Raw genomic sequence first — 21,119 nt, forward strand, 5'->3', positions numbered from 1 at the left:
GCGTTATCGATCTGGTCGAATGCACGAGCAGAACCACCGTAGGTTTTAGCCAGTACGGTAGTGATTGCAGCGGTCAGCGTTGTTTTACCATGGTCAACGTGGCCGATAGTACCGACGTTAACGTGCGGTTTTGTACGTTCAAACTTTTCTTTAGACATCGATTGTCCCTCTAAGACACGGATAAATCGGTGATATCACCACATCAACCAGGCGAAATGCCTGAACTGTTGAATACATTTAAATTGAAACAGAGAGAAACGGGAGGGAGAAGTGAAGTGGTGCTGATACCCAGAGTCGAACTGGGGACCTCACCCTTACCAAGGGTGCGCTCTACCAACTGAGCCATATCAGCACGTATTGGAGCGGGCAGCGGGAATCGAACCCGCATCATCAGCTTGGAAGGCTGAGGTAATAGCCATTATACGATGCCCGCATCCTGAAACTCGGCTACCCAGTTCTTTCTGTAACAAAAAAAGAGATTTCTCTCTTTTTAAGTTCGAGCTGGCTAATTTTTTCAACCAGCTCCGGCGGCGTTAACGCTGCCAGAAAGTGGTGGTGGGGGAAGGATTCGAACCTTCGAAGTCTGTGACGGCAGATTTACAGTCTGCTCCCTTTGGCCGCTCGGGAACCCCACCGGACTTGATGGTGCCGACTACCGGAATCGAACTGGTGACCTACTGATTACAAGTCAGTTGCTCTACCTACTGAGCTAAGTCGGCATCAAGTAGCGCGCATTCTATGGAGACCTGCGCAGTCATGCAACTAAAAAATTGCATAAAACGTTCTTTCGCTCACATTTTATGCGAAAGGAGCGCTGAGTGCTGTAAAAACAGTCGTTCGTGGTTAAATATTCATCATGAAAGCGTGATTTACACCGTATATAGCGTAGCGTGATGGCTCCCGCGTAAAGCATCGCTTCCCCATATTTTTTCTTATTATTCCTGTCATCTGGTGTTAACCTCCTGCCCATTGTCCAAAATTAACTATGTAATGGGCCATGGCGGGCGGTTTTGTCGATGGTTCACTGAAGCATGCTTATGAGCAAAAAAGAGCAAACGTTAATGACACCTTATCTTCAGTTTAACCGCAGCCAGTGGGCTGCCCTGCGTGATTCCGTCCCTATGACGCTGACGGAAGGTGAAATCGCACGGTTAAAAGGGATAAACGAAGATCTCTCGCTGGAAGAAGTGGCGGAAATTTATCTCCCCCTCTCCCGCTTGCTTAACTTCTATATAAGCTCTAACTTGCGCCGTCAGGCCGTACTGGAGCAGTTCCTTGGGACGAACGGTCAACGCATTCCTTATATCATTAGTATCGCGGGCAGCGTCGCGGTAGGGAAAAGTACCACTGCACGTGTGCTGCAGGCGTTGCTGAGCCGCTGGCCAGAACACCGCAGCGTGGAGCTCATCACCACCGATGGTTTTCTGCATCCGAACGAAGTTTTAAAAGAACGCGGTCTGATGAAGAAGAAGGGCTTCCCGCTCTCTTATGATATGCACCGTCTGGTGAAATTCGTTTCCGATCTGAAATCTGGCGCGCCGAATGTGACTGCACCTGTCTATTCGCACCTTATATACGATCGCATCCCAGAGGGAGACAAGACGGTTGTACAACCGGACATCCTGATTCTGGAAGGGTTAAACGTTCTGCAAAGCGGAATGGATTACCCGCACGATCCGCATCACGTGTTTGTGTCTGATTTCGTCGACTTCTCTATTTATGTCGATGCGCCGGAAGATTTGCTGAAAAACTGGTATATCAACCGCTTCCTCAAGTTCCGCGAAGGCGCGTTCACCGATCCTGATTCTTACTTCCACAACTACGCGCAGCTCTCTGAAGAAGAGGCTATTAACGTCGCGACCGGGCTATGGAATGAGATCAACTACGTGAACCTGAAAGAGAACATCCTGCCTACACGCGAGCGCGCCAGCCTGATCCTCACCAAAAGTGAGAAACACGCAGTCGACCAGATTCGGTTGCGGAAGTAATAACGCAGACATAAAAAAACCGGCTTATCGCCGGTTTTTTTATTTACGCATGCGGCTTTTCGCCGTTTTCATCCTGATCGACGGCAAAGCAGGCGACCAGTTGTCCACCGTAATCCTTCAGCTGCGGCTGCAACTGCGTGCAAGGACCAAAGCGGCGACGGCAGCGAGCGTTGAACGCGCATCCCGGAGGCGGATTCAGTGGGCTTGGCAGCTCACCGGTCAGCTTAATACGCTCACGGCGGTCGTCCGGGTTGAGACGCGGCGTCGCAGACAGCAGAGCCTGTGTATACGGATGGCGAGGGTTATTAAAGATCTGGTCTTTTGTCCCCTTCTCGACGCAACGCCCTAAATACATCACCATGACTTCATCAGCAATGTGTTCTACCACAGACAGGTCGTGTGAGATGAAGACGTAGGACAGACCCAAATCATGCTGCAGATCCATCATCAGGTTCAGCACCTGTGCGCGCACGGAGACGTCGAGCGCAGAGACAGGTTCATCGGCAATCACCACGTCCGGGTCGAGCATCAGACCACGGGCGATAGCAATACGCTGGCGCTGCCCACCCGAGAACATATGCGGATAGCGATCGTAATGCTCGGTTTTAAGGCCGACTTTCGCCATCATCGCCAGCGCTTTTTCACGACGCTGCTCTTTGCTCAGATTGCTGTTAATCAACAGCGGCTCTTCCAGGATCTGCCCTACTTTCTTACGTGGGTTCAGGGAGCCGTAAGGGTTCTGGAACACAATCTGGATTTTCTGGCGACGCAGCTTTTGCGCCTGCGGATCGTGCTTGAGGAGATCTTGCCCCTGATAATAGAGCTCACCGCCGGTTGGCGTTTCGATCATCGTAAGCAGGCGGCCCAGCGTGGATTTCCCGCAGCCTGACTCCCCTACCACTGCCAGTGTTTTGCCGCGTTCAAGGGTAAACGAGACCCCATCCAGCGCTTTCACCAGGCGCTCGGGAGCAAACAGACCCTTCTTCACCGGGTAGTGTTTTTTCAGGTCGGTAGCCTGCAACAACGGTTGTTGCGTACTCATAGTGTTGGCCTCCCGGCATCATCGAGTGGGTAGTGGCATTTCGACTGACGACCGTCAGCAAGCGGGTTAAGCTCCGGCTCTTCTGCACGGCATTTATCTGTCGCATACGGACAGCGCGGATTGAGCAGACAGCCCAGCGGGCGGTCATATTTGCCCGGTACCACACCCGGCAGTGATGCCAGACGCGCTTTATCCTGAGCAAACTCCGGCAACGCGCGCAAAAGCGCTTGCGTATACGGATGCCGTGGCGCGCGGAAGATATCGTGTGAACTTCCTGTCTCAACCACCTGTCCTGCATACATCACGATGATTTTATGCGCTGCTTCCGCCACTAATGCCAGGTCATGCGTAATCAGCACCAGCGCCATATTCTCTTTCTGCTGCAGCTCCAACAGGAGCTCGATGATTTGCGCCTGAATAGTGACGTCCAGCGCGGTGGTCGGTTCATCTGCAATCAGCAGTTTTGGCCGACAGGCAATTGCCATGGCGATCATCACGCGCTGGCTCATCCCACCCGACAGCTGATGCGGGTAAACGTCGAGGCGCGATGACGGGTCAGGGATCCCCACCTGCGTCAGCAAATCGATGGCGCGCTGACGACGGGTTTTCTTGTTGCCGCCCTGATGCACCTTAATGGCTTCCATAATCTGGAAGCCAACGGTATAACACGGGTTGAGGCTGGTCATTGGGTCCTGGAAGATCATCGCCACTTCCGCGCCCACCAGTTGGCGGCGCTGTTTTTCGGAAATGCGCTGCAGATCCTGTCCGTTAAACGCCAGGCTTTCCGCCATGACGCGACCCGGATAATCAATCAGACCCATAATCGCCAGTGAGCTCACTGACTTACCGGAACCCGACTCACCGACAATACCTACCACTTCGCCCTGATTTACGCTGTAGCTGATGCGGTCCACGGCGCGAAACGGTGTGCCTTCATCGCCGAAGTGCACCGATAATTTATCTACATTTAATAACGCCATTTCGAGCCTCTACTGCTTCAGTTTGGGATCAAGTGCATCACGCAGACCATCACCCATCAGGTTAAATGCCAGCACCGTTAGCAGAATCGCCAGACCCGGGAAGGTGACGACCCACCAGGCGCTTTGCGCGAACTGCAACACATCAGAGAGCATCGTGCCCCACTCCGGTGTTGGCGGCTGCGCACCCATGCCAAGGAAGCCAAGAGCGGCCATATCGAGAATGGCGTTAGAGAAACCGAGCGACGCCTGAACAATCAGCGGCGCAAGGCAGTTCGGGAGAATATTGACGAACATCTGGCGCATGGCGCCCGCACCTGCAACGCGAGAGGCGGTAACGTAGTCGCGATTAACCTCCACCAACACTGCCGCTCGGGTTAATCGCACGTAGTGGGGAAGTGCCACAAAGGTTAACGCCAGGGCAGCATTACTAATCGACGGCCCAAAGACCGCCACCAGCACCAGTGCGAGCAGCAGGCTCGGCAGCGCCAGCATAATGTCGACGATACGCATGATGATATTATCGACGATGCCGCCGAAGTAACCGGCAACCAGTCCGAGAATAACCCCCATGATCAGCGACAACACCACCACCAGACAGCCGACCAGCAGCGACAGACGTGCGCCGTACATCAGACGCGACAGCACATCGCGGCCAACGTCATCGGTACCCAGCAGATGCGTCAGGCTACCGCCGTCCTGCCAGGCCGGTGGCGCGAGCAGCGCATCACGGAACTGATCCGCTGGGTTGTATGGGGAAAGGAAGTTCGCAAAGACCGCGATAAGAATCATGATGGTGACATACACCAGCCCGACTACCGCGCCTTTGTTGCGCTTAAAGTAATGCCAGAATTCCTGCAGCGGCGTCATTGGAACCGGTGCAGCAACCACTTTATTTTGAGAAACATGTGACATGATGGCCCCTTACTTCTTATGACGAATACGCGGGTTCACCACGCCGTACAGCAAATCGACCAGCAGGTTGACGAGGATAATCATCGTCGCGACCAGCAATACACCGCCCTGCACAACCGGATAGTCACGGCGCTGCAGCGCGTCAATCAGCCAGCGTCCAAGGCCAGGCCAAGAGAAGATAGTTTCCGTCAGGATCGCCCCCGCCAGCAATGTCCCCACCTGCAGTCCAATAACGGTGACCACCGGCAGCATGGCGTTACGCAATGCGTGGACGATGATGACGCGCATGCGGGTCAGGCCTTTTGCACGGGCTGTACGGATGTAATCCTCGCCCAACACTTCCAGCATGGAGGAACGGGTCATACGTACGATCACCGCCAGCGGAATAGTGCCCAGCACCATCGCAGGCAGGATCATATGCGCCACGGCATCGATGAAGTTACCCTCTTCACCCCAGATGGCCGTGTCGATCAGCATAAAACCGGTCAACGGATTAGTATCGTCAAGGAAGACCATATCGCTGACGCGTCCGGAGACCGGCGTCAGGTTCCATTGCACGGAGACCAGCATGATCAGCATCATGCCCCACCAGAAGATAGGCATGGAGTAGCCGGTCAGCGCCAGGCCAACGGCAGTATGGTCGAAAATAGAACCACGCTTGACGGCAGCCAGTACTCCAACCGGAATACCCACCGCAGTTGCAAAAATCATGGCGCAGATGCCCAGTTCCAGCGTTGCTTTAAAACGCGGTACGAACTCGTCCCACACCGGAAGGCGGCTTTTCAGCGAAATACCCAAATCACCGTGCAACACACCCCAGATATAGTTGAGGTATTGCTGCCATAACGGCTTGTTCAGACCAAGCTCAGCCAGCAACTGTGCATGACGTTCAGGGGAGATACCACGCTCGCCCGCCATAATCATTACCGGGTCGCCGGGGATCATATGAACGAAGGCAAATGTGAGAAGGGTGATACCGATAAACGTGGGGATAACAAGTCCCAGACGTCGGAGGATGAACTGCAACATAACCCGGATTCTCTCTGATGACGCACGACCAGCGGCGTGACGTCTGTATTGCTCAAAAATGTAAATTCCCTCTCCCACTGGGAGAGGGACAAAACCCTACTTATTATTCAACAGAGACGTTTTCGAAGTGGTGTTTGCCAAGTGGATCAACCACATAGCCCTTCACTTCTTTACGCACTGGTTCATACACGGTGGAGTGAGCAACAATCAGCGCCGGAGCCTGATCGTGCATAACAACCTGAGCCTGCTTATACAGTTCAATACGTTTGTTGTGATCGTCGGTCGCACGTGCCGGTTGGATCAAATCTTCAAACGGCTTGTAGCACCAGCGAGAGTAGTTAGAACCGTCTTTGGCCGCCGCACAGCTGAACAGGGTAGCGAAGAAGTTGTCCGGATCCCCATTGTCGCCGGTCCAGCCCATCATCACGGCCTGATGCTCACCCGCTTTGGCGCGTTTCAGATACTCGCCCCACTCGTAGGTCACGATCTTCGCCTGAACGCCTACCTTAGCCCAGTCAGCCTGAACCATTTCCGCCATACGGCGTGCGTTCGGGTTGTAAGGACGTTGAACAGGCATCGCCCACAGTTCAACGGTAAAGCCCTTCTCCTGGCCTGCTTCTTTCAGCAGCGCTTTCGCTTTCTCAGGATCGTAGGTGTAATCTTTAATATCGTCGTTGTAGCCCCACATGGTTGGTGGGATCAGGTTCTTAGCGGCAACGCCTGCACCCTGATAAACCGCTTTGATGATCGCTTCTTTGTTCACCGCGTAAGTCAGCGCCTGACGGACTTTCACGTCATCAAACGGTTTCTTCTCGGTGTTGAAGGAGAGATAGCCCACGTTCAGGCCAGCCTGCTCCAGCAGGTTGATGTTTTTGTCCTGCTTCATGCGCGCGATATCGGCCGGGTTCGGATATGGCATGACCTGGCATTCGTTTTTCTGCAGTTTTGCGTAACGCACAGACGCATCCGGCGTGATGGAGAAGACCAGACGGTCAATCTTCGGCTTAGTGCCCCAGTAACCTTCGAAGGCTTTATACAGAATACGGGAGTCTTTCTGGTACTGCAGCAGCTGGAATGGACCGGTGCCGATTGGGTTCAGGTCCACTTTTTCCGGCGTGCCGGCTTTCAGCATGTTATCCGCATACTCTTTTGACAGAATAGAGGCGAAGTCCATAGCCAAGTCAGCCAGGAATGGTGCTTCCGGACGAGACAGCACGAACTGAACGGTATTGTCGTCCACTTTTTTCACTTCAGTGATCAGGTCTGGCAGGCCCATCCCTTCGAAGTATTCATAGCTGCCGCCAGAGACTTTGTGGTACGGGTTCTGAGCGTTTTTCTGACGGTCGAAGGAGAACACAACGTCGTCGGCGTTAAAATCGCGCGTTGGTTTGAATTCTTTGCTGTCCTGCCACTTCACGCCCTGGCGCAGATGGAAGGTATAGGTTTTACCGTCTTCGCTGACGTCCCACTTCTCCGCCAGACCCGGAATCACTTCCGTAGTACCGGTTTTGAATTCAACCAGACGGTTATAGATCGGTACAGAGCTTGCGTCGTAAGTCGTACCAGAGGTAAAGAGCTGTGGGTTAAAGCCTTCCGGCGAGCCTTCAGAACAGTAAACCAGGGTTTTTGCCTGTACGCTTGCTGCCACGGTCATAGCCACCAGGCTCAGACCAAGCTTCAGCATCCCTGACTTCTTCAAGGAAATACTCATTATTCTGCTCCAATGTGATGTTTTGCTTTGTTGTGTTACGCCGCCTGACCTTTATTTATTTTTTACCCGGTCCGGTCGGTGATGCCCGAAGGCGTTATAAGGGATGGAGAATCCTTTCAGAAGAGCGTTTGAGTTGCAGCGCAGATCGTCCCTGAAATGCCCCTCGTGCCCTACAATCTGTCAACAGAATGTGAAAACGTCAATACAGGTGACGGGGATTTACGCGGAGTGTGAGAAACCGCAAACAAAGATTAAAAAAACCTTCAGTGCCAGTTTTCAGCAGGGAAATTTATGCTACTCGGCATGTTGCAGCACAAGTATCTTCATATTTAGCAACAATCAGTGATTAACTTTTATTCAGAATGGGTAAATTTTCTTGCAAAATGGTGATTATCTGAGCACTAAATTCCGCGAACGTTAAAACGCACAGCGAAAAATGCTGAGGTTATCCATAAGCAACGCGAAAAAAGATCAATCTATATATAAAAAAATACAATGGATTATGTCACGAAATCGTTAACAGGCAGGGAGAAGCAGGGATAAGGGTCATTTTGGTTAATTGGGATGAGTAAATCGCTAATGCAAAAAGGGCTAACCTTGCGGTTAGCCCTTTTTTAAATGTGGTCGGCGAGAGAGGATTCGAACCTCCGACCCACTGGTCCCAAACCAGTTGCGCTACCAAGCTGCGCTACTCGCCGAATGCGGAGCGCATCTTACTGCTGAGGTGCGCCCCCGTCAATCCCTTAATTTCAAAAAGCCACTCAACTGGCGATTATCTCGCCAGAGAAGCTATTGCGTGGCTTTCTTGCTGCTTTCAGGGATGTTGCACCAGTTGTTATTTTCATTGATGCCGCCGTTCGGGGAGGTGTAGCCGAGACAACCCATAATGGTGTCGTACAGCTCAACGTGACGGCGAGGGACCTTAATTTCCGCCTGCTGTTTCAGATGGGCAAACATTTTAGCTTTGTCAGGGTTTTCAAGGTACTTATCCGACATCCACATGATCATCGGCACACGGAACTGCTCTGGCGGCGCCAGCTTGCGCGGTGTACCGTGCAAATGTTCTTGTTCGTTGATGGATTCGCCGTGGTCAGCCGCGTAGATCACAATCGCTTTCTTATCGCGTAGCTGGTCTATTACCCGGCTCAGGAAAGTATCGACATACAGCACCGTGTTATCGAAAGCATTTACCAGCTCTTCCTTACTACAGCTGGCATTAATACTGACACACTCCGGCTGCCACTTCGCATAATCGCGCGTATAACGCTGGTAATAGCTGTAATGTGAACCTTTGGTATGCAGAATGATGAGATGTTTACCCTTAGGATGGCTTTTCAGAGACTGTGACATTTCCTCAAGTAATAACATATCATCGACGCTCTTTCCACGGTTACGCGGCTCAGCACCAATCTGCTCACGATAGGCGATGTTATCCGCCAGGGTGTTGGTGTAGAACCACATCTCACTTTGCATGGCGAAAAGGTCAGAGCTAAAGCCAAGCTGCTTCAGCACAGCAAACACGTTTTGCTCTTTAAGGGTACGCTGAGGGTTATCACTCGCGCCGCCCTCACGCACAAACATACAGCGCAACGAGAGCTTTGTGGCGGTATCGCAGGAGTACCCACGGTAAGCCACAAGGTTCTTTTCCTGGGCCAGTTTTGGCGTGGTATCGCGATCGTAGCCCAGAATTCCCATATGATCCCAGCGCGTCGTTTCGCCTATGACAAAAACGACGTAAGTATCATCGAGACCGTCTGCCGGAGCCTCGTAACTGAATTTCTTCAGCGGGTTAATCAGCGATTTCACATCACTGGACTCATCCGCCTGCGCCCAGGCATAAAGGCCTAACGCCGACAGCCAGTTGGACGGCAGATACGAGTTGGCGACCACGCCGCCATAGCTTGGCATATCTACGCCCGTCGCCTTTTCGACATTTCTTTGCTGTTTTTCCATCAGGCGAATTGGCGCCCATACCAGCAGACCCGCCAGCAGAACGACGACGACGTTGCGGATACGCTGACCCCGTGTACGCAACTGGCGTAACAGGGTATAGCGGCAGGTATTACTCCAGATAAAGAAGAGCGGCACCAGGCAGGTTAAAATGGTCCACAAAATGAACCCTTTTCCCACCACCTCTTTAGAGAGGTCAATGTCCGTGGTCATCACTGAGGCGACAATACCGTAGCCAATAACCACGTTCATGAACGTCATGTAATAGCTTGCAGCGGCGGAGATGATCACCACAAGCGAGGCCAGAATTTGCCAGGTACGGCGACCAAAAAGCGAGAGCAGGCGTAACAGGAAGAATGTCGCGAGGACGGAGCCAAACACTTCAATCGTGGCGAAAATCCCATTTCTTACGGTGAGGTCTTCAAAATAACCTTCCACTCGTCTGAACAGCACCGCGCCATTCAGAAATAATCCGATATAGACAGCCAGCATCAAACACAATCTTTGCTGGGTAAGAGACCTAATATATTTCATGCAAACAACCCTGGGGGAAGGGGTATATAGACCCGCCGAATCTCAATGAGAAAGTTGACAGAGTAAGTAGTTGCGAGAGAAACCGTTATCAGAAACGTCTACAAGCGCGATAAGTAGACCACAGCGGGGAAGAAAAGTGGCAGCAGAGAATGTGATCGTTAAAGATTTTTACAAAATAACAAGTCTGAAAGTGATGCTGGGATAAAAAAGAGGCCCTGCGGCCTCTTATGAAAATCATGCATGCGCTTCGTTAAACACCTCGCGCTGCGGCTGGCGAATCGTTGTGGAAAGCGCCAGTGAAATAATCAACAAGGCGAATATCACGCAGAAGGTCACATAGAACCCACCAAACAGCGAAGCGATAAGCGAACCGCAAATGCTGCCGATACCGAACCCCAGGTAAATGACACCGTAGTTTTTCGCCAGGTTGTTGAGGCCGAAGAACTCGCTCACCAGCGACGGGAAAACGGTAATAGTGCCGCCGAAGTTAAAGGCCACACAGGCAATCGCGGCAAAGAAGGTTGCTTCATTCAGCGGCGCGAACAGCAGTGCTGCCATACCCACCAGCGACACCACCTGCCCAATCGTGATGACGCGGATGCGGGCAATTTTGTCAGACAGAATACCCAGCACCAGACGGCCTGAAAGGTTGGCAATGGAGATAACGGTCACCGCGTTTGCCGCCGTCATCGCATCCAGTTTCACCATGCCCTGAGCGATATCTTTCGCCACTCCGATAACATACAGTCCGCTCATGCACGCCGTCAGGAACATCACCGCCAACATCCAGTACTGTGGCTTACGCATGGATTGCGCCAGCGTAAAGTCATTCTCCACCACGCCGTTAACGCTTTTCACTTCCTGCTGCGGAGCGTCTTTCATCAGCGTTGCGCCAAACAGGATCATCACGAGGACAATAACGCCCCAGATCATGAAGGTTTTCTCGAGGCCAACGGAAGCCAGCAGGTGGGAATCAATAAATTTGAACCCGAGGCTACCCAAACCATAAGAGCCGATGGCAAATGCAGAGATTAAGCCTTTACGCTCCGGGAACCATTTCACGCAGTTCGACAGGGTCAGCAGATAACCTGCACCGTCCGCCAGGCCGACCAGCACCCCGGCGCTCAACCACAGCATCATCAGGTTGTTTGAATGCGCTGTCAGGAAAAAGCCCACCCCCAGCAGGATGCCGGACGCCATGGTGACGCGCTTCACGCCAAAGCGCTCCTGCAATTTACCCGCAACGGAAGAAGAAAGTGCTAACCCCAGACTCAGAAGACCAAATGAGAAAGCGACCTGGCTAACCGGCGCACCGAGCTTATCGGAAAGCGCGCTGTTAAACAGGCTCCAGGTATAGACTGAACCCAGCGCAAACTGCGTGACGATAGTGCCAAAGAGCGTCAGCCAACGTGTACGGTTATATGTTGAGGTATTCATGGCAGTTGTCCTGCAAGAGAAATTAAGGGAATTCGCTGAGGACAACAATAAACAAAACCCTAATACACCTGGGGTAAAACGGCATGAAATGCAGGCGAGGCGGAATGAAATGCCTGGAATCGGGAATGAATGACCTTGCCGGGGGAGTAAAGCGAGCTTTAGTTAGTAATCGCTATCACCACAAGCCCCGTGGTTATTGTATTCAAAATGTTATCGCAACGTTTAAAATGCGTTCAATGTTAAAAATTCGCGCTCACGCCAAGGGTGTACATAAACTGCTCCCCTGTCGTGCTGTTTTCGCCCTGAGCCAAAGACGCATAGGCCGCCAAATGGGTATTAAACGGGATATCTGTACCCACGGTCACATCCATCCAGCTGCCATTTTGGGCTAGCGCGGGCGTTTGTGGCATACCAAACTGGGATTTCCATTGGCTTTCGCCTAACTGCTGGTTATAGCTAATTTGGGCCCAGGGACGAAGGTCGCCATACCGGGTATCGACGCGCCAGCCAAGGGAACTGACGCTGGCGTGCCAAAGCGGATCGGTAAGCGATTGCGTGCTCACCGTATCGCCAAACTCGTTCACCATCGCAGGGGCTGTACCATCATAGCGCCATGCCATTACCGGACCTGTTGAAATATTCGCGGATACGGGAAAGTTCCAGCCCACGCTCATGGCATCTGACGCATCTGCACCCGAAGGCAGATTCAGAGCGAAACCGGCGGCGTTCTGTGAGGTGTAAATACGTTCAGCAAGAATATCCTCATAACGTGGTTGGTGATCCGCATCCCATGTATAGCGTTCCGCCGTATTACTTTGTGCGTCTGAAACGATATATTCCTGTTGCCAGGCAATCGCTGTATTACAGAAAAACAAACAGGCTGAAATCCCCACCAGGCCAAAAACAGCATGGCGACCACTGATTTTTTTTATCATCATCAAAGCGACTCCAGAAAGAGCCGAACGCGGCGATTTTTATCATTGTTGAGAAAGAGGTATAAGGGCATATGGCCCTGTATTAACTATTGTCTTTATAGTAGACACGTCAAGCCAGACAGATTGAAAATTTTGCGATGACCGAATGAATAAGGGATATAACCTATGCAACGTTGCGGTTGGGTAAGCCAGGATCAGCTCTATATCGACTATCACGATCGGGAATGGGGCGTTCCGGAAAGGGATGGGAAAAAACTTTTTGAGATGATCTGTCTTGAGGGTCAGCAGGCGGGTTTGTCATGGATCACGGTACTAAAAAAACGGGAAAACTATCGGAATGTTTTCCACCAGTTCGATCCTGTCGCGGTCGCCGCCATGACCGACGAGGACGTGGAACGGCTGGTGCTGGATGCCAGTATTATCCGCCATCGCGGTAAGATTCAGGCCATTATCGGCAACGCACGCGCCTTTTTGGCGATGGAACAAAACGGTGAATCGTTCTCAGAGTTTGTCTGGACATTCGTCGATAACACGCCGCAAGTCACCCAGGCCGCGACGCTCGCGGGGATCCCTGCATCCACCCCTGCGTCAGATGCACTCTCTAAGGCTCTGAAAAAACGCGGCTTTAAATTTGTTGGTTCCACCATCTGTTATGCCTTTATGCAGGCCTGTGGACTGGTTAATGACCACGTTACTGACTGTTTCTGTCACCCAGGAGGTCACGATGATCCGCAAATGGCAGAGTGATAATACCGATCCGCTTCTGAGTTTGTGGCTTGAAAGCACCACCGAAGCGCATCCGTTTATCGACGCGAGCTACTGGGAAGAGAACGAGAGCATGGTAAGGGATGTCTACCTACCCGCCGCCGAAACCTGGGTCTGGGAAGAGGAAGGAATACCGCGCGGGTTTATTAGCGTAATGCAATCCCAATTTATAGGCGCGCTGTTTGTTTCACCGTCGTTTATTGGAAAAGGTATCGGGTGGGCGCTGCTGAGCCATGTTCAACAGCGCTTCCCTTATTTAAGCCTGGAGGTGTACCAGAAAAACGCGCGGGCGGTGAATTTCTACCATGCTCAGGGTTTTCGTATTGAAGACAGCGCCTGGCAGGATGATACTCAACACCCGACCTGGATCATGAGCTGGCAGGCGGATCAAACGCCGTTAACGTGAGTTCTGGTCCCTGATATTTCTCGACCCAGGCCAGTGCCGTATTGCCCGCACAGCCGTTCCCCAGCTTCGAGCTGGGGAGATCTTTGGTCAGTACGTTAACCGCCCCGTTTTTACAAAGACTGCCTTCACTCTGCTCCAGGTCCGGCCATGCGCCTTGGTGGATGCAGATAACGCCGGGTTTAATCCCCTCGGTGACCACCGCCCCTGCCAATACCTGCCCTCGCTGGTTCCACACGCGGACCACATCGCCGTCCTTAATCCCGCGGGCTTTGGCATCATCGGTATGTAAGGTGATCGGCTCACGGCCGGCAACCGCGTACTGTTCTCGCAGCGACGTATAGTTCAGCTGGCTGTGCAGGCGGTGCGCGGGATGCGCGGATAACACCTGCAATTGCTCCGGCTGGGCATTGCCGTGCCACTCGTCCGGTTCCAGCCACGCGGGATGCGGCGGGCAGTCGGCATACTCAAAGCTGGCAATGCGCTCGCTGTAGATCACAATCTTACCGCTTTCGGTTTTAAGAGGGTGATTATCAGGATCCCGACGGAAGTCGGCAAAGCGGACAAACTGCGCGTTCTGCTCGCTCTCCGGCATCTCAAAAATCGCGTTCGCTTCCCAGAATTCAGCAAATGGCGGCAATGTCACACCCTGGGCGGCTCCCCGTTGAGCGGCGATCTGGTAGAACGTCTCCAGCCATTCCAGGTCTGTTTTGCCTTCGGTGAAACGCTCGCGACCGCCTGCTTCCCACAGCTCGCTCAGTTCAGCAAAGACATCAAGATCGTCACGCGCTTCATCACGCGGGGGCACAACGCGCTTCATCGGCACCATATGCTGATTACTGTAGTCGCCGGTCATGGTGAGATCGTTACGCTCAAATGAAGTGGTGGCGGGTAGAACGATGTCAGCATGCTTGGCCGAGGCGGTCCAGAAGCACTCTGATATCACCACCAGCTCAGGTTTCTGCCAGGCGCGGATCAGGCGATTAGTATCCTGATGATGCGTAAAGTTTGCCCCACCCGCCCACCAGACAAAGCGGATATCCGGGAAGTGACGATCCAGACCATTGTGCTGATAAAACCCGCCCGGTTTTTCCAGTGCCTCAACGATGCGTGCTACCGGAATTTTATCAACGGCATCTATGCCGTCCTGTACCGAGCCCTGCAGTGAGGCCAGCACGGCGGCTTTGCGGGTCGGGTTACCGCCATTGGCGAAGTGATAAGAGAGGCCGAAACCGCCGCCCGGCGTACCAATCTGCCCAAGCATCGCGGCGAGCGTCACCAGCATCCAATGTTTCTGCTCGCCAAACTGCTGGCGCTGCATACCCCAGCCGGACATCAGCATGGTGGTGTTTTGATGGAACAACGCCGCCAGTCCACGGATTTTAGGGGCATTAATGCCACAAATATCGGCCGCCCATTCAGCGGTTTTGGCTGTGCCATCCGCTTTCCCCGTCAGGTAGTCGGCGAATTTGTCGAAGCCCGAAGTGCAACGCGCGAGGAAATCGCTATCGTGCCAGCCGTGCTCCACCAGGGTATGCGCAATGCCCAACATCATCGCCACGTCGGTGCCCATATGTGGAGCAAGCCACTCGGCGCTGTCACCAAAGAAATCCATGGTTTCGGAGCGCATCGGGTCGATACAAATGATACGCTTGCCGCTTTTACGCAGCGCGTCGAAGTAAGGAATGCCCTGTTCGTCGCTGGCATTCCACGCAATTTTCAGCGTGTTAAGCGGATTAGCGCTCCACAGCACCACCACATCGGTATGCTCCAGCACCAGCGGCCAGCTGGTTTGCTGCTGATAAACCTCATTACCCCCCACGACATACGGCATGATCGCCTGAGCCGCACCGGTCGAGTAATCCCCCAGGTGGCCGGTATATCCTCCAGCAAGACTCATGTAGCGCTGCAGCAGCGTCGAGGCTTTATGCAACACGCCGTTAGAACGCCAGCCATAAGAACCCGCAAAAATGGATGAGGGGCCATAGCTGTCGCGAATGCGCTTATGCTGCGCGTGGATCAACGCCAGTGCGTCATCCCAACTCACGCGAACAAACTCATCCTGGCCGCGGATACCCTGTGGCTTGTCCGGCGATGCCAGAAATCCTTTACGCACCATCGGCCAGCGCACGCGAGTTTTGCTGTGGACCTGATCGCGAACCACAGTCTGTAACGAGTTGGGATGTAGCGTGGGCAAGGCGCCACGAGATGACAGAACATTCTCGCCGTCGGTTTCGACCAGTATCGGCCCCCAGTGGGCGGCGGTCAGAATGGTTTTTGTTGAGGTGCTCAAGCGTGCGCTCCTGGTTGCGTGCAGGTTGACGGCCTTCTTAATGAGGCTGTTTATGGTTAGTCACAAATTTCAGAGTTATACACTGAATTTTCTCCGTATCCGGACGTCATAATCAACTGCCACGCGCGCTGTGGCAAAGAATAAAAAGGATTAAGGAAATAAGATGAAAAAACGCGTACTCGTGATTGCCGCTCTGGTGAGCGGTGCACTGGCTGTTTCAGGCTGCACAACAAACCCGTATACCGGTGAACGGGAAGCGGGCAAATCCGGCATCGGCGCGGGCATTGGCTCGCTGGTAGGGGCAGGCGTAGGTGCTCTCTCGTCCTCCAAAAAAGATCGCGGCAAAGGCGCACTGATTGGCGCAGCCGCTGGCGCGGCTCTGGGCGGCGGCGCAGGCTACTACATGGATGTTCAGGAAGCGAAGCTGCGCGACAAAATGAAAGGTACCGGCGTGAGCGTGACGCGTAGTGGCGACAACATCATTCTTAATATGCCCAACAACGTGACCTTCGACAGCAGCAGCGCGACGCTGAAACCCGCAGGCGCAAACACCCTGACCGGCGTTGCAATGGTACTGAAAGAGTACAACAAGACGGCCGTGAACGTGATGGGGTACACCGACAGCACCGGCAGCCAGGATCTGAACATGCGTCTGTCTCAGCAGCGTGCCGACGCCGTAGCCAGCTCGCTGATTACTCAGGGTGTTGAGGCAAACCGTATCCGCACTCAGGGCATGGGGCCTGCAAACCCAATCGCCAGCAACAGCACGGCGGAAGGCAAAGCGCAAAACCGCCGCGTAGAGATCACCTTAAGCCCAGTTCAATAAGGGTATTTTCCCCTCTCCCACCGGGAGAGGGGAAACTGGCCGCACGCGCCAACATGAACCACTTGCCATCGTTGATTTTCCCGTTAAGGTGTTCTCACTCACTTCAGGGAAATCAGCGATGAGCAAATCAACACGGGCCACCATCAGCGACGTAGCGAAAGCCGCTAAAACCGGTAAAACCAGCATTTCGCGCTATCTTAACGGCGAGAAGCACCTGCTGTCCGATGCGCTACTGGCACGTATTGAACAGGCGATTGCCGAGCTCAACTACCGTCCCAGCATCATGGCGCGCGGCCTCAAACGCGGCAGAACCCGTCTTATTGGGCTGATCATTGCCGATATCACTAACCCCTACTCTGTGAATGTCCTTAGCGGCATTGAAGCCGCCTGCCGCGAAAAGGGCTTTACGCCGCTGGTCTGTAACACCAATAACGAGGTTGACCAGGAGCAACATTACCTCGATCTGCTGCGCAGCTATCAGGTGGAAGGTATCGTGGTGAATGCGGTAGGGATGCGCGAAGAGGGGCTGAACAGGCTGCAGCAATCCTCCCTCCCGATGGTGCTTATCGATCGTAAAATCCCGGAGTTCGCCTGCGATGTTGTCGGGCTTGATAACACCCAAGCGGCGACAACCGCCACCGAGCATCTTATCGAGCAGGGTTTCGAGGCTATTCTGTTTCTGAGCGAGCCGCTGGGGATGGTCAACACCCGCCGCGAACGGCTAAGCGCATTTCGCGCCACGCTGGACCGCTATTCCGGGGTGATCGCCGAAAACGCCGAAACGCCGCTGCACGAAGGCGAACAGCTCGACAATATCCTGCGTCAGTTCCACATCCGCCATCGTGGAATGCGTAAAGCGGTGATCTCCGCCAACGGGGCGCTGACGCTACAGGTCGCCCGCTCTCTTAAACGCATCGGCCTGCACTGGGGCAGCGATATCGGTTTGCTGGGGTTCGATGAACTCGAGTGGGCAGAGCTGGCCGGTGTGGGTATTACCACGCTCAAACAACCCACCTGGCAGATCGGCTATGCCGCTGTAGAACAAGTGGTTCGTCGTATTGAAGGTATCAGCAATACCGTGCGCGAACAGGTTTTCTCCGGCGAACTGATTGTTCGAGGCTCAACCGCCCGTTAATTTTCCCTTCGTGATGACGATCATAAATTCAACATCTCGAACTTTTCTTTGGAACCGGTTCCATCTAGCGTAATACACATCGATGTCTTTGCTGGAGTGTGGAAATGGGCAGAAAAATAATGGTGGTCACCGCCGCGTATGGCGCCGATCGGGTGCGTGAGGCAGGCGGTCAACGGGCGATGCTCCCTGTCATTGCCGGTGCAGGTGCCGACGGCGTCGAGATCCGCCGGGAACTGTTTAACGGCGAGGAGCTGCTGGGCTTATCTGCTCTGGGTGAATCCATCGAGCTACTGGGGCTACTGGCCTGCTACTCCGTACCCGCCGCCCTGTTTATGCCAGACGGCACGCTCAACCCGCACCTCCCCCGTTATCTGCAAGAAGCCAACACCCTAAACGCATTGTGGCTGAAGGTTTCGCTGGGTCATTTCAGCGACAAGCACCCTCTCGAAGCCTTGCGCGCCCTGCTCAATGAAAGCGGCATGGCGCTGGTGGTTGAAAACGATCAGACCGACTGCGGCCAGCTCGCGCCGATGCAGCGCTTCAAAGCCGCCTGCCGGGTGATGACCCTGCCCGTCACGCTAACATTCGACATGGGCAACTGGCTGTGGGTCGGCGATTCTCCCGAAGAAGCAGCACGTCATCTGGCACCAGCCGTGAGCTATATCCACGTTAAAGCCGCCGTACCGCATAAAGCGCAGTTTCGCGCCGTTGCGCCGGACCACGCCGACGCGCGCTGGCTCGATTTGCTCGGCCAACTGCCGGCCGATGCCCCGCGCGGTATTGAATTCCCGCTGGAAGGAGCAGATTTAACGGCCGTTACTCGTCATTACGTAAACCTGCTGCGCGAGGCGTAAACCATGCAAAAGATGATTGATGCGATCACTATCGGCGAAGCCATGGCGATGTTTGTCGCCACTGAAACGGGTGAACTGAGCGCGATTGAACACTTTATGAAGCGCGTGGCGGGTGCAGAACTCAACGTGGCAACGGGCCTGGCGCGTCTCGGTCTGAACGTGGGCTGGGTCAGTCGCGTTGGCGATGACAGCTTTGGTCATTTCGTTCTCGATTCGCTGAAAAAAGAGGGGATTGATGCCGCAGGCGTGACGCTCGACGGACGCTTCGCAACCGGCTTTCAGCTTAAATCTAAAGTCGAAAATGGAACCGATCCCATCGTGGAATATTTCCGCAAAGGGTCAGCGGCGAGCCATCTCTCTTTGGACGATTATCATGCTCAGTACTTCTCCTCCGCGCGCCATCTTCACCTGAGCGGCGTGGCGGCAGCACTTTCGGCCAGCTCGTATGAATTGCTGGATCATGCCGCAGCAACCATGAAAGCCCAGGGAAAAACGATCTCTTTCGATCCTAACCTACGCCCTGTGCTGTGGAAGAGTGAAGCGGAGATGGTTGAGAAACTGAACCGTCTGGCATTCCGGGCTGACTGGGTTCTTCCGGGCGTGAAGGAAGGGATGATCCTCACCGGTGAAAACACGCCTGAAAGGATTGCCGATTTTTACCTGAACAAAGGGGTAAAAGCCGTGGTGTTAAAAACCGGCGCCGATGGCGCATGGTTTAAAACGGCCGATGGTGAGCAAGGCGCAGTCGCTGCCGTGAAGGTTAATAACGTCGTCGACACCGTGGGTGCAGGCGATGGCTTTGCCGTCGGCGTCATTAGCGCCTTACTGGAAGGCAAAACGCTGCCGCAGGCCGTTGCGCGAGGGAACAAAATTGGTTCGCTGGCGATCCAGGTGCAGGGCGACAGCGAAGGGTTACCCACACGAGCACAACTTGGGGAGTAATTTCCCCCTCTCGACAAAATAAACCACCGTGTACCCTACAGACAACGGCGGTACAAACCTCAACAACAGAGGCAAGCCTATGAACAGTTCGACCAATGCAGTAAAACGCTGGTGGTACATCATGCCAATCGTGTTTATCACGTACAGCCTGGCGTACCTTGATCGTGCCAACTTCAGTTTCGCATCTGCCGCGGGGATCACCGAAGACCTCGGGATCACCAAAGGTGTCTCCTCTCTATTGGGTGCCCTTTTCTTCCTCGGCTACTTCTTCTTCCAGATCCCTGGCGCTATCTACGCGGAACGTCGCAGCGTGCGCAAACTGATCTTCATCTGTTTGATTCTGTGGGGCGGCTGCGCGTCACTCACCGGCGTGGTGAACAACATTCCTGCTCTGGCCGCTATTCGCTTTATCCTCGGGGTCGTTGAGGCGGCCGTCATGCCAGCAATGCTGATTTATATCAGCAACTGGTTTACTAAATCCGAACGTTCCCGGGCGAATACGTTCCTTATCCTCGGTAACCCGGTCACCGTGCTGTGGATGTCTGTGGTTTCGGGCTATCTGATCCAGTCTTTTGGCTGGCGCGAAATGTTTATTATCGAAGGGGTGCCGGCGGTGATCTGGGCATTCTGCTGGTGGGTGCTGGTCAAGGATAAGCCTGCACAGGCTAAATGGCTTTCAGAAGACGAAAAAGCCGCGCTGCAGGCGCAGCTGGATAAAGAACAGCAGGGGCTGAAAGCGGTACGTAATTACGGTGAAGCCTTCCGTTCCCGCAACGTGATTCTGCTCTGCGCCCAGTATTTTACCTGGAGCATTGGCGTGTACGGTTTCGTGCTGTGGCTGCCATCGATTATCCGCAGCGGTGGTGAGAACCTCGGCATGGTAGAAGTGGGCTGGCTGTCGTCCGTGCCTTATCTTGCCGCAACCATTGCCATGATTATCTGCTCATGGGCATCGGACAAAATGCAGAACCGTAAGCTCTTTGTCTGGCCATTGTTGCTCATTGCTGCCTTTGCATTTATTGGCTCATGGGCCGTCGGTACTAACCACTTCTGGGCCTCTTACACCTTGCTGGTCATTGCCGGTGCAGCCATGTACGCCCCTTACGGCCCATTCTTTGCCATTATCCCGGAAATGCTGCCGCGTAACGTGGCGGGCGGAGCCATGGCGCTGATCAACAGTATGGGTGCACTGGGCTCATTCTGCGGGTCCTGGTTCGTGGGTTACCTGAACGGTGCAACGGGTAGCCCGTCGGCCTCGTACATATTTATGGGGGTAGCACTTTTCGCCTCAGTATGGCTTACTCTGATTGTTAAGCCTGCTAATAATCAACACGTTCCCATCGGCGCACGCCACGCCTGACCGACCCTTTTAATCAACGGAGA

The 21,119-nt window shown here is 53.8% G+C and carries 18 protein-coding genes and 5 tRNA genes; 8 read left to right on the plus strand and 15 right to left on the minus strand.

Annotation, left to right across the window (positions count from 1 at the left end):
* The 5 genes from V5P19_RS13815 to V5P19_RS13835 all read right to left on the minus strand — a co-directional run.
* The coding region (locus V5P19_RS13815) for a GTP-binding protein (RefSeq protein ID WP_227507214.1) at positions 1-158 on the minus strand (158 nt) is incomplete at its 3' end.
* 118 nt (positions 159-276) lie between these two features.
* Positions 277-352: transfer RNA gene (locus tag V5P19_RS13820), tRNA-Thr, on the minus strand.
* 6 nt (positions 353-358) lie between these two features.
* Positions 359-433, minus strand: a tRNA-Gly gene (locus tag V5P19_RS13825).
* A gap of 117 nt (positions 434-550) precedes the next feature.
* Positions 551-635, minus strand: a tRNA-Tyr gene (locus tag V5P19_RS13830).
* A gap of 8 nt (positions 636-643) precedes the next feature.
* Positions 644-719: transfer RNA gene (locus V5P19_RS13835), tRNA-Thr, on the minus strand.
* Between the two features lie 318 nt (positions 720-1,037).
* Here V5P19_RS13835 and coaA point away from each other — a divergent pair.
* Positions 1,038-1,988, plus strand: coding sequence for a type I pantothenate kinase (gene coaA / locus V5P19_RS13840; RefSeq protein WP_334404182.1), 951 nt, complete (start codon positions 1,038-1,040; stop codon positions 1,986-1,988).
* 43 nt (positions 1,989-2,031) lie between these two features.
* Here coaA and dppF read toward each other — a convergent pair whose 3' ends face one another.
* The 9 genes from dppF to V5P19_RS13885 form a co-directional block, all read right to left on the minus strand.
* Positions 2,032-3,030 (minus strand): dipeptide ABC transporter ATP-binding subunit DppF, encoded by a 999-nt coding sequence (gene dppF, locus V5P19_RS13845; protein ID WP_334404184.1) that lies wholly within the window; start codon positions 3,028-3,030, stop codon positions 2,032-2,034.
* Entirely contained in the window at positions 3,027-4,010 is a 984-nt protein-coding gene (gene dppD, locus V5P19_RS13850) for a dipeptide ABC transporter ATP-binding protein (protein ID WP_334404186.1), read from the minus strand. Before dppD ends, dppF begins: the two co-directional genes overlap by 4 nt.
* A gap of 9 nt (positions 4,011-4,019) precedes the next feature.
* Entirely contained in the window at positions 4,020-4,922 is a 903-nt protein-coding gene (gene dppC / locus V5P19_RS13855; protein ID WP_334404188.1) for a dipeptide ABC transporter permease DppC, read from the minus strand.
* A gap of 9 nt (positions 4,923-4,931) precedes the next feature.
* Positions 4,932-5,951 (minus strand): dipeptide ABC transporter permease DppB, encoded by a 1,020-nt coding sequence (gene dppB, locus V5P19_RS13860; RefSeq protein WP_211446289.1) that lies wholly within the window; start codon positions 5,949-5,951, stop codon positions 4,932-4,934.
* 103 nt (positions 5,952-6,054) lie between these two features.
* The gene (gene dppA / locus V5P19_RS13865; protein ID WP_334404194.1) at positions 6,055-7,662 is read right to left on the minus strand and encodes a dipeptide ABC transporter periplasmic-binding protein DppA; all 1,608 of its coding nucleotides are present in this window, start codon (positions 7,660-7,662) and stop codon (positions 6,055-6,057) included.
* Positions 7,663-8,283: 621 nt separating this feature from the next.
* Positions 8,284-8,360, minus strand: a tRNA-Pro gene (locus tag V5P19_RS13870).
* A gap of 91 nt (positions 8,361-8,451) precedes the next feature.
* Positions 8,452-10,146: a kdo(2)-lipid A phosphoethanolamine 7''-transferase gene (gene eptB, locus V5P19_RS13875; RefSeq protein ID WP_334404196.1), complete on the minus strand. Its 1,695-nt coding sequence runs from the start codon at positions 10,144-10,146 to the stop codon at positions 8,452-8,454.
* 234 nt (positions 10,147-10,380) lie between these two features.
* Entirely contained in the window at positions 10,381-11,583 is a 1,203-nt protein-coding gene (locus V5P19_RS13880) for an MFS transporter (RefSeq protein WP_334404198.1), read from the minus strand.
* Between the two features lie 239 nt (positions 11,584-11,822).
* Positions 11,823-12,521, minus strand: coding sequence for an autotransporter outer membrane beta-barrel domain-containing protein (locus V5P19_RS13885; protein ID WP_334404200.1), 699 nt, complete (start codon positions 12,519-12,521; stop codon positions 11,823-11,825).
* A gap of 162 nt (positions 12,522-12,683) precedes the next feature.
* On the opposite strand from V5P19_RS13885, the gene tag reads away from it, so the two are divergent.
* Both tag and V5P19_RS13895 read left to right on the plus strand, forming a co-directional pair.
* Positions 12,684-13,265, plus strand: coding sequence for a DNA-3-methyladenine glycosylase I (tag, locus tag V5P19_RS13890; protein WP_334404202.1), 582 nt, complete (start codon positions 12,684-12,686; stop codon positions 13,263-13,265).
* A complete protein-coding gene (locus V5P19_RS13895) occupies positions 13,243-13,689 on the plus strand; it encodes an N-acetyltransferase (RefSeq protein WP_334404203.1) in 447 nt (148 codons plus the stop codon). Before tag ends, V5P19_RS13895 begins: the two co-directional genes overlap by 23 nt.
* On the opposite strand, the gene V5P19_RS13900 is transcribed toward V5P19_RS13895, so the two are convergent.
* Positions 13,652-15,979 carry a molybdopterin guanine dinucleotide-containing S/N-oxide reductase gene (locus V5P19_RS13900; protein ID WP_334404205.1) on the minus strand — a complete coding sequence of 776 codons (2,328 nt, stop codon included), beginning with the start codon at positions 15,977-15,979 and terminating at the stop codon, positions 13,652-13,654. The two genes, V5P19_RS13895 and V5P19_RS13900, sit on opposite strands and share 38 nt — an antisense overlap.
* A gap of 163 nt (positions 15,980-16,142) precedes the next feature.
* On the opposite strand from V5P19_RS13900, the gene V5P19_RS13905 reads away from it, so the two are divergent.
* The 5 genes from V5P19_RS13905 to V5P19_RS13925 all read left to right on the plus strand — a co-directional run bounded on the left by V5P19_RS13905 (position 16,143) and on the right by V5P19_RS13925 (position 21,096).
* Positions 16,143-16,805: an OmpA family lipoprotein gene (locus V5P19_RS13905; RefSeq protein WP_334404208.1), complete on the plus strand. Its 663-nt coding sequence runs from the start codon at positions 16,143-16,145 to the stop codon at positions 16,803-16,805.
* 118 nt (positions 16,806-16,923) lie between these two features.
* Positions 16,924-17,940 (plus strand): LacI family DNA-binding transcriptional regulator, encoded by a 1,017-nt coding sequence (locus tag V5P19_RS13910; protein WP_334404210.1) that lies wholly within the window; start codon positions 16,924-16,926, stop codon positions 17,938-17,940.
* Positions 17,941-18,044: 104 nt separating this feature from the next.
* Complete coding sequence (locus V5P19_RS13915; protein ID WP_334404212.1) at positions 18,045-18,794, plus strand: sugar phosphate isomerase/epimerase; 750 nt, start codon at positions 18,045-18,047, stop codon at positions 18,792-18,794.
* A gap of 3 nt (positions 18,795-18,797) precedes the next feature.
* Positions 18,798-19,736, plus strand: coding sequence for a sugar kinase (locus tag V5P19_RS13920; protein ID WP_334404214.1), 939 nt, complete (start codon positions 18,798-18,800; stop codon positions 19,734-19,736).
* A gap of 79 nt (positions 19,737-19,815) precedes the next feature.
* Complete coding sequence (locus V5P19_RS13925) at positions 19,816-21,096, plus strand: MFS transporter (protein ID WP_334404215.1); 1,281 nt, start codon at positions 19,816-19,818, stop codon at positions 21,094-21,096.
* Positions 21,097-21,119: the final 23 nt, after the last annotated feature.

It is taken from the genome of Enterobacter sp. UNJFSC 003 (assembly GCF_036903355.1).
Lineage (GTDB): Bacteria > Pseudomonadota > Gammaproteobacteria > Enterobacterales > Enterobacteriaceae > Enterobacter.

Excerpts from the sequence above, each read along its gene's own strand:
- coaA (WP_334404182.1), top strand. The coding sequence starts at position 1,038 with ATGAGCAAAAAAGAGCAAACGTTAATGACACCTTATCTTCAGTTTAAC.
- dppF (WP_334404184.1), bottom strand. The coding sequence starts at position 3,030 with ATGAGTACGCAACAACCGTTGTTGCAGGCTACCGACCTGAAAAAACAC.
- dppD (WP_334404186.1), bottom strand. The coding sequence starts at position 4,010 with ATGGCGTTATTAAATGTAGATAAATTATCGGTGCACTTCGGCGATGAA.
- dppC (WP_334404188.1), bottom strand. The coding sequence starts at position 4,922 with ATGTCACATGTTTCTCAAAATAAAGTGGTTGCTGCACCGGTTCCAATG.
- dppB (WP_211446289.1), bottom strand. The coding sequence starts at position 5,951 with ATGTTGCAGTTCATCCTCCGACGTCTGGGACTTGTTATCCCCACGTTT.
- dppA (WP_334404194.1), bottom strand. The coding sequence starts at position 7,662 with ATGAGTATTTCCTTGAAGAAGTCAGGGATGCTGAAGCTTGGTCTGAGC.
- eptB (WP_334404196.1), bottom strand. The coding sequence starts at position 10,146 with ATGAAATATATTAGGTCTCTTACCCAGCAAAGATTGTGTTTGATGCTG.
- V5P19_RS13880 (WP_334404198.1), bottom strand. The coding sequence starts at position 11,583 with ATGAATACCTCAACATATAACCGTACACGTTGGCTGACGCTCTTTGGC.
- V5P19_RS13885 (WP_334404200.1), bottom strand. The coding sequence starts at position 12,521 with ATGATGATAAAAAAAATCAGTGGTCGCCATGCTGTTTTTGGCCTGGTG.
- tag (WP_334404202.1), top strand. The coding sequence starts at position 12,684 with ATGCAACGTTGCGGTTGGGTAAGCCAGGATCAGCTCTATATCGACTAT.
- V5P19_RS13895 (WP_334404203.1), top strand. The coding sequence starts at position 13,243 with ATGATCCGCAAATGGCAGAGTGATAATACCGATCCGCTTCTGAGTTTG.
- V5P19_RS13905 (WP_334404208.1), top strand. The coding sequence starts at position 16,143 with ATGAAAAAACGCGTACTCGTGATTGCCGCTCTGGTGAGCGGTGCACTG.
- V5P19_RS13910 (WP_334404210.1), top strand. The coding sequence starts at position 16,924 with ATGAGCAAATCAACACGGGCCACCATCAGCGACGTAGCGAAAGCCGCT.
- V5P19_RS13915 (WP_334404212.1), top strand. The coding sequence starts at position 18,045 with ATGGGCAGAAAAATAATGGTGGTCACCGCCGCGTATGGCGCCGATCGG.
- V5P19_RS13920 (WP_334404214.1), top strand. The coding sequence starts at position 18,798 with ATGCAAAAGATGATTGATGCGATCACTATCGGCGAAGCCATGGCGATG.
- V5P19_RS13925 (WP_334404215.1), top strand. The coding sequence starts at position 19,816 with ATGAACAGTTCGACCAATGCAGTAAAACGCTGGTGGTACATCATGCCA.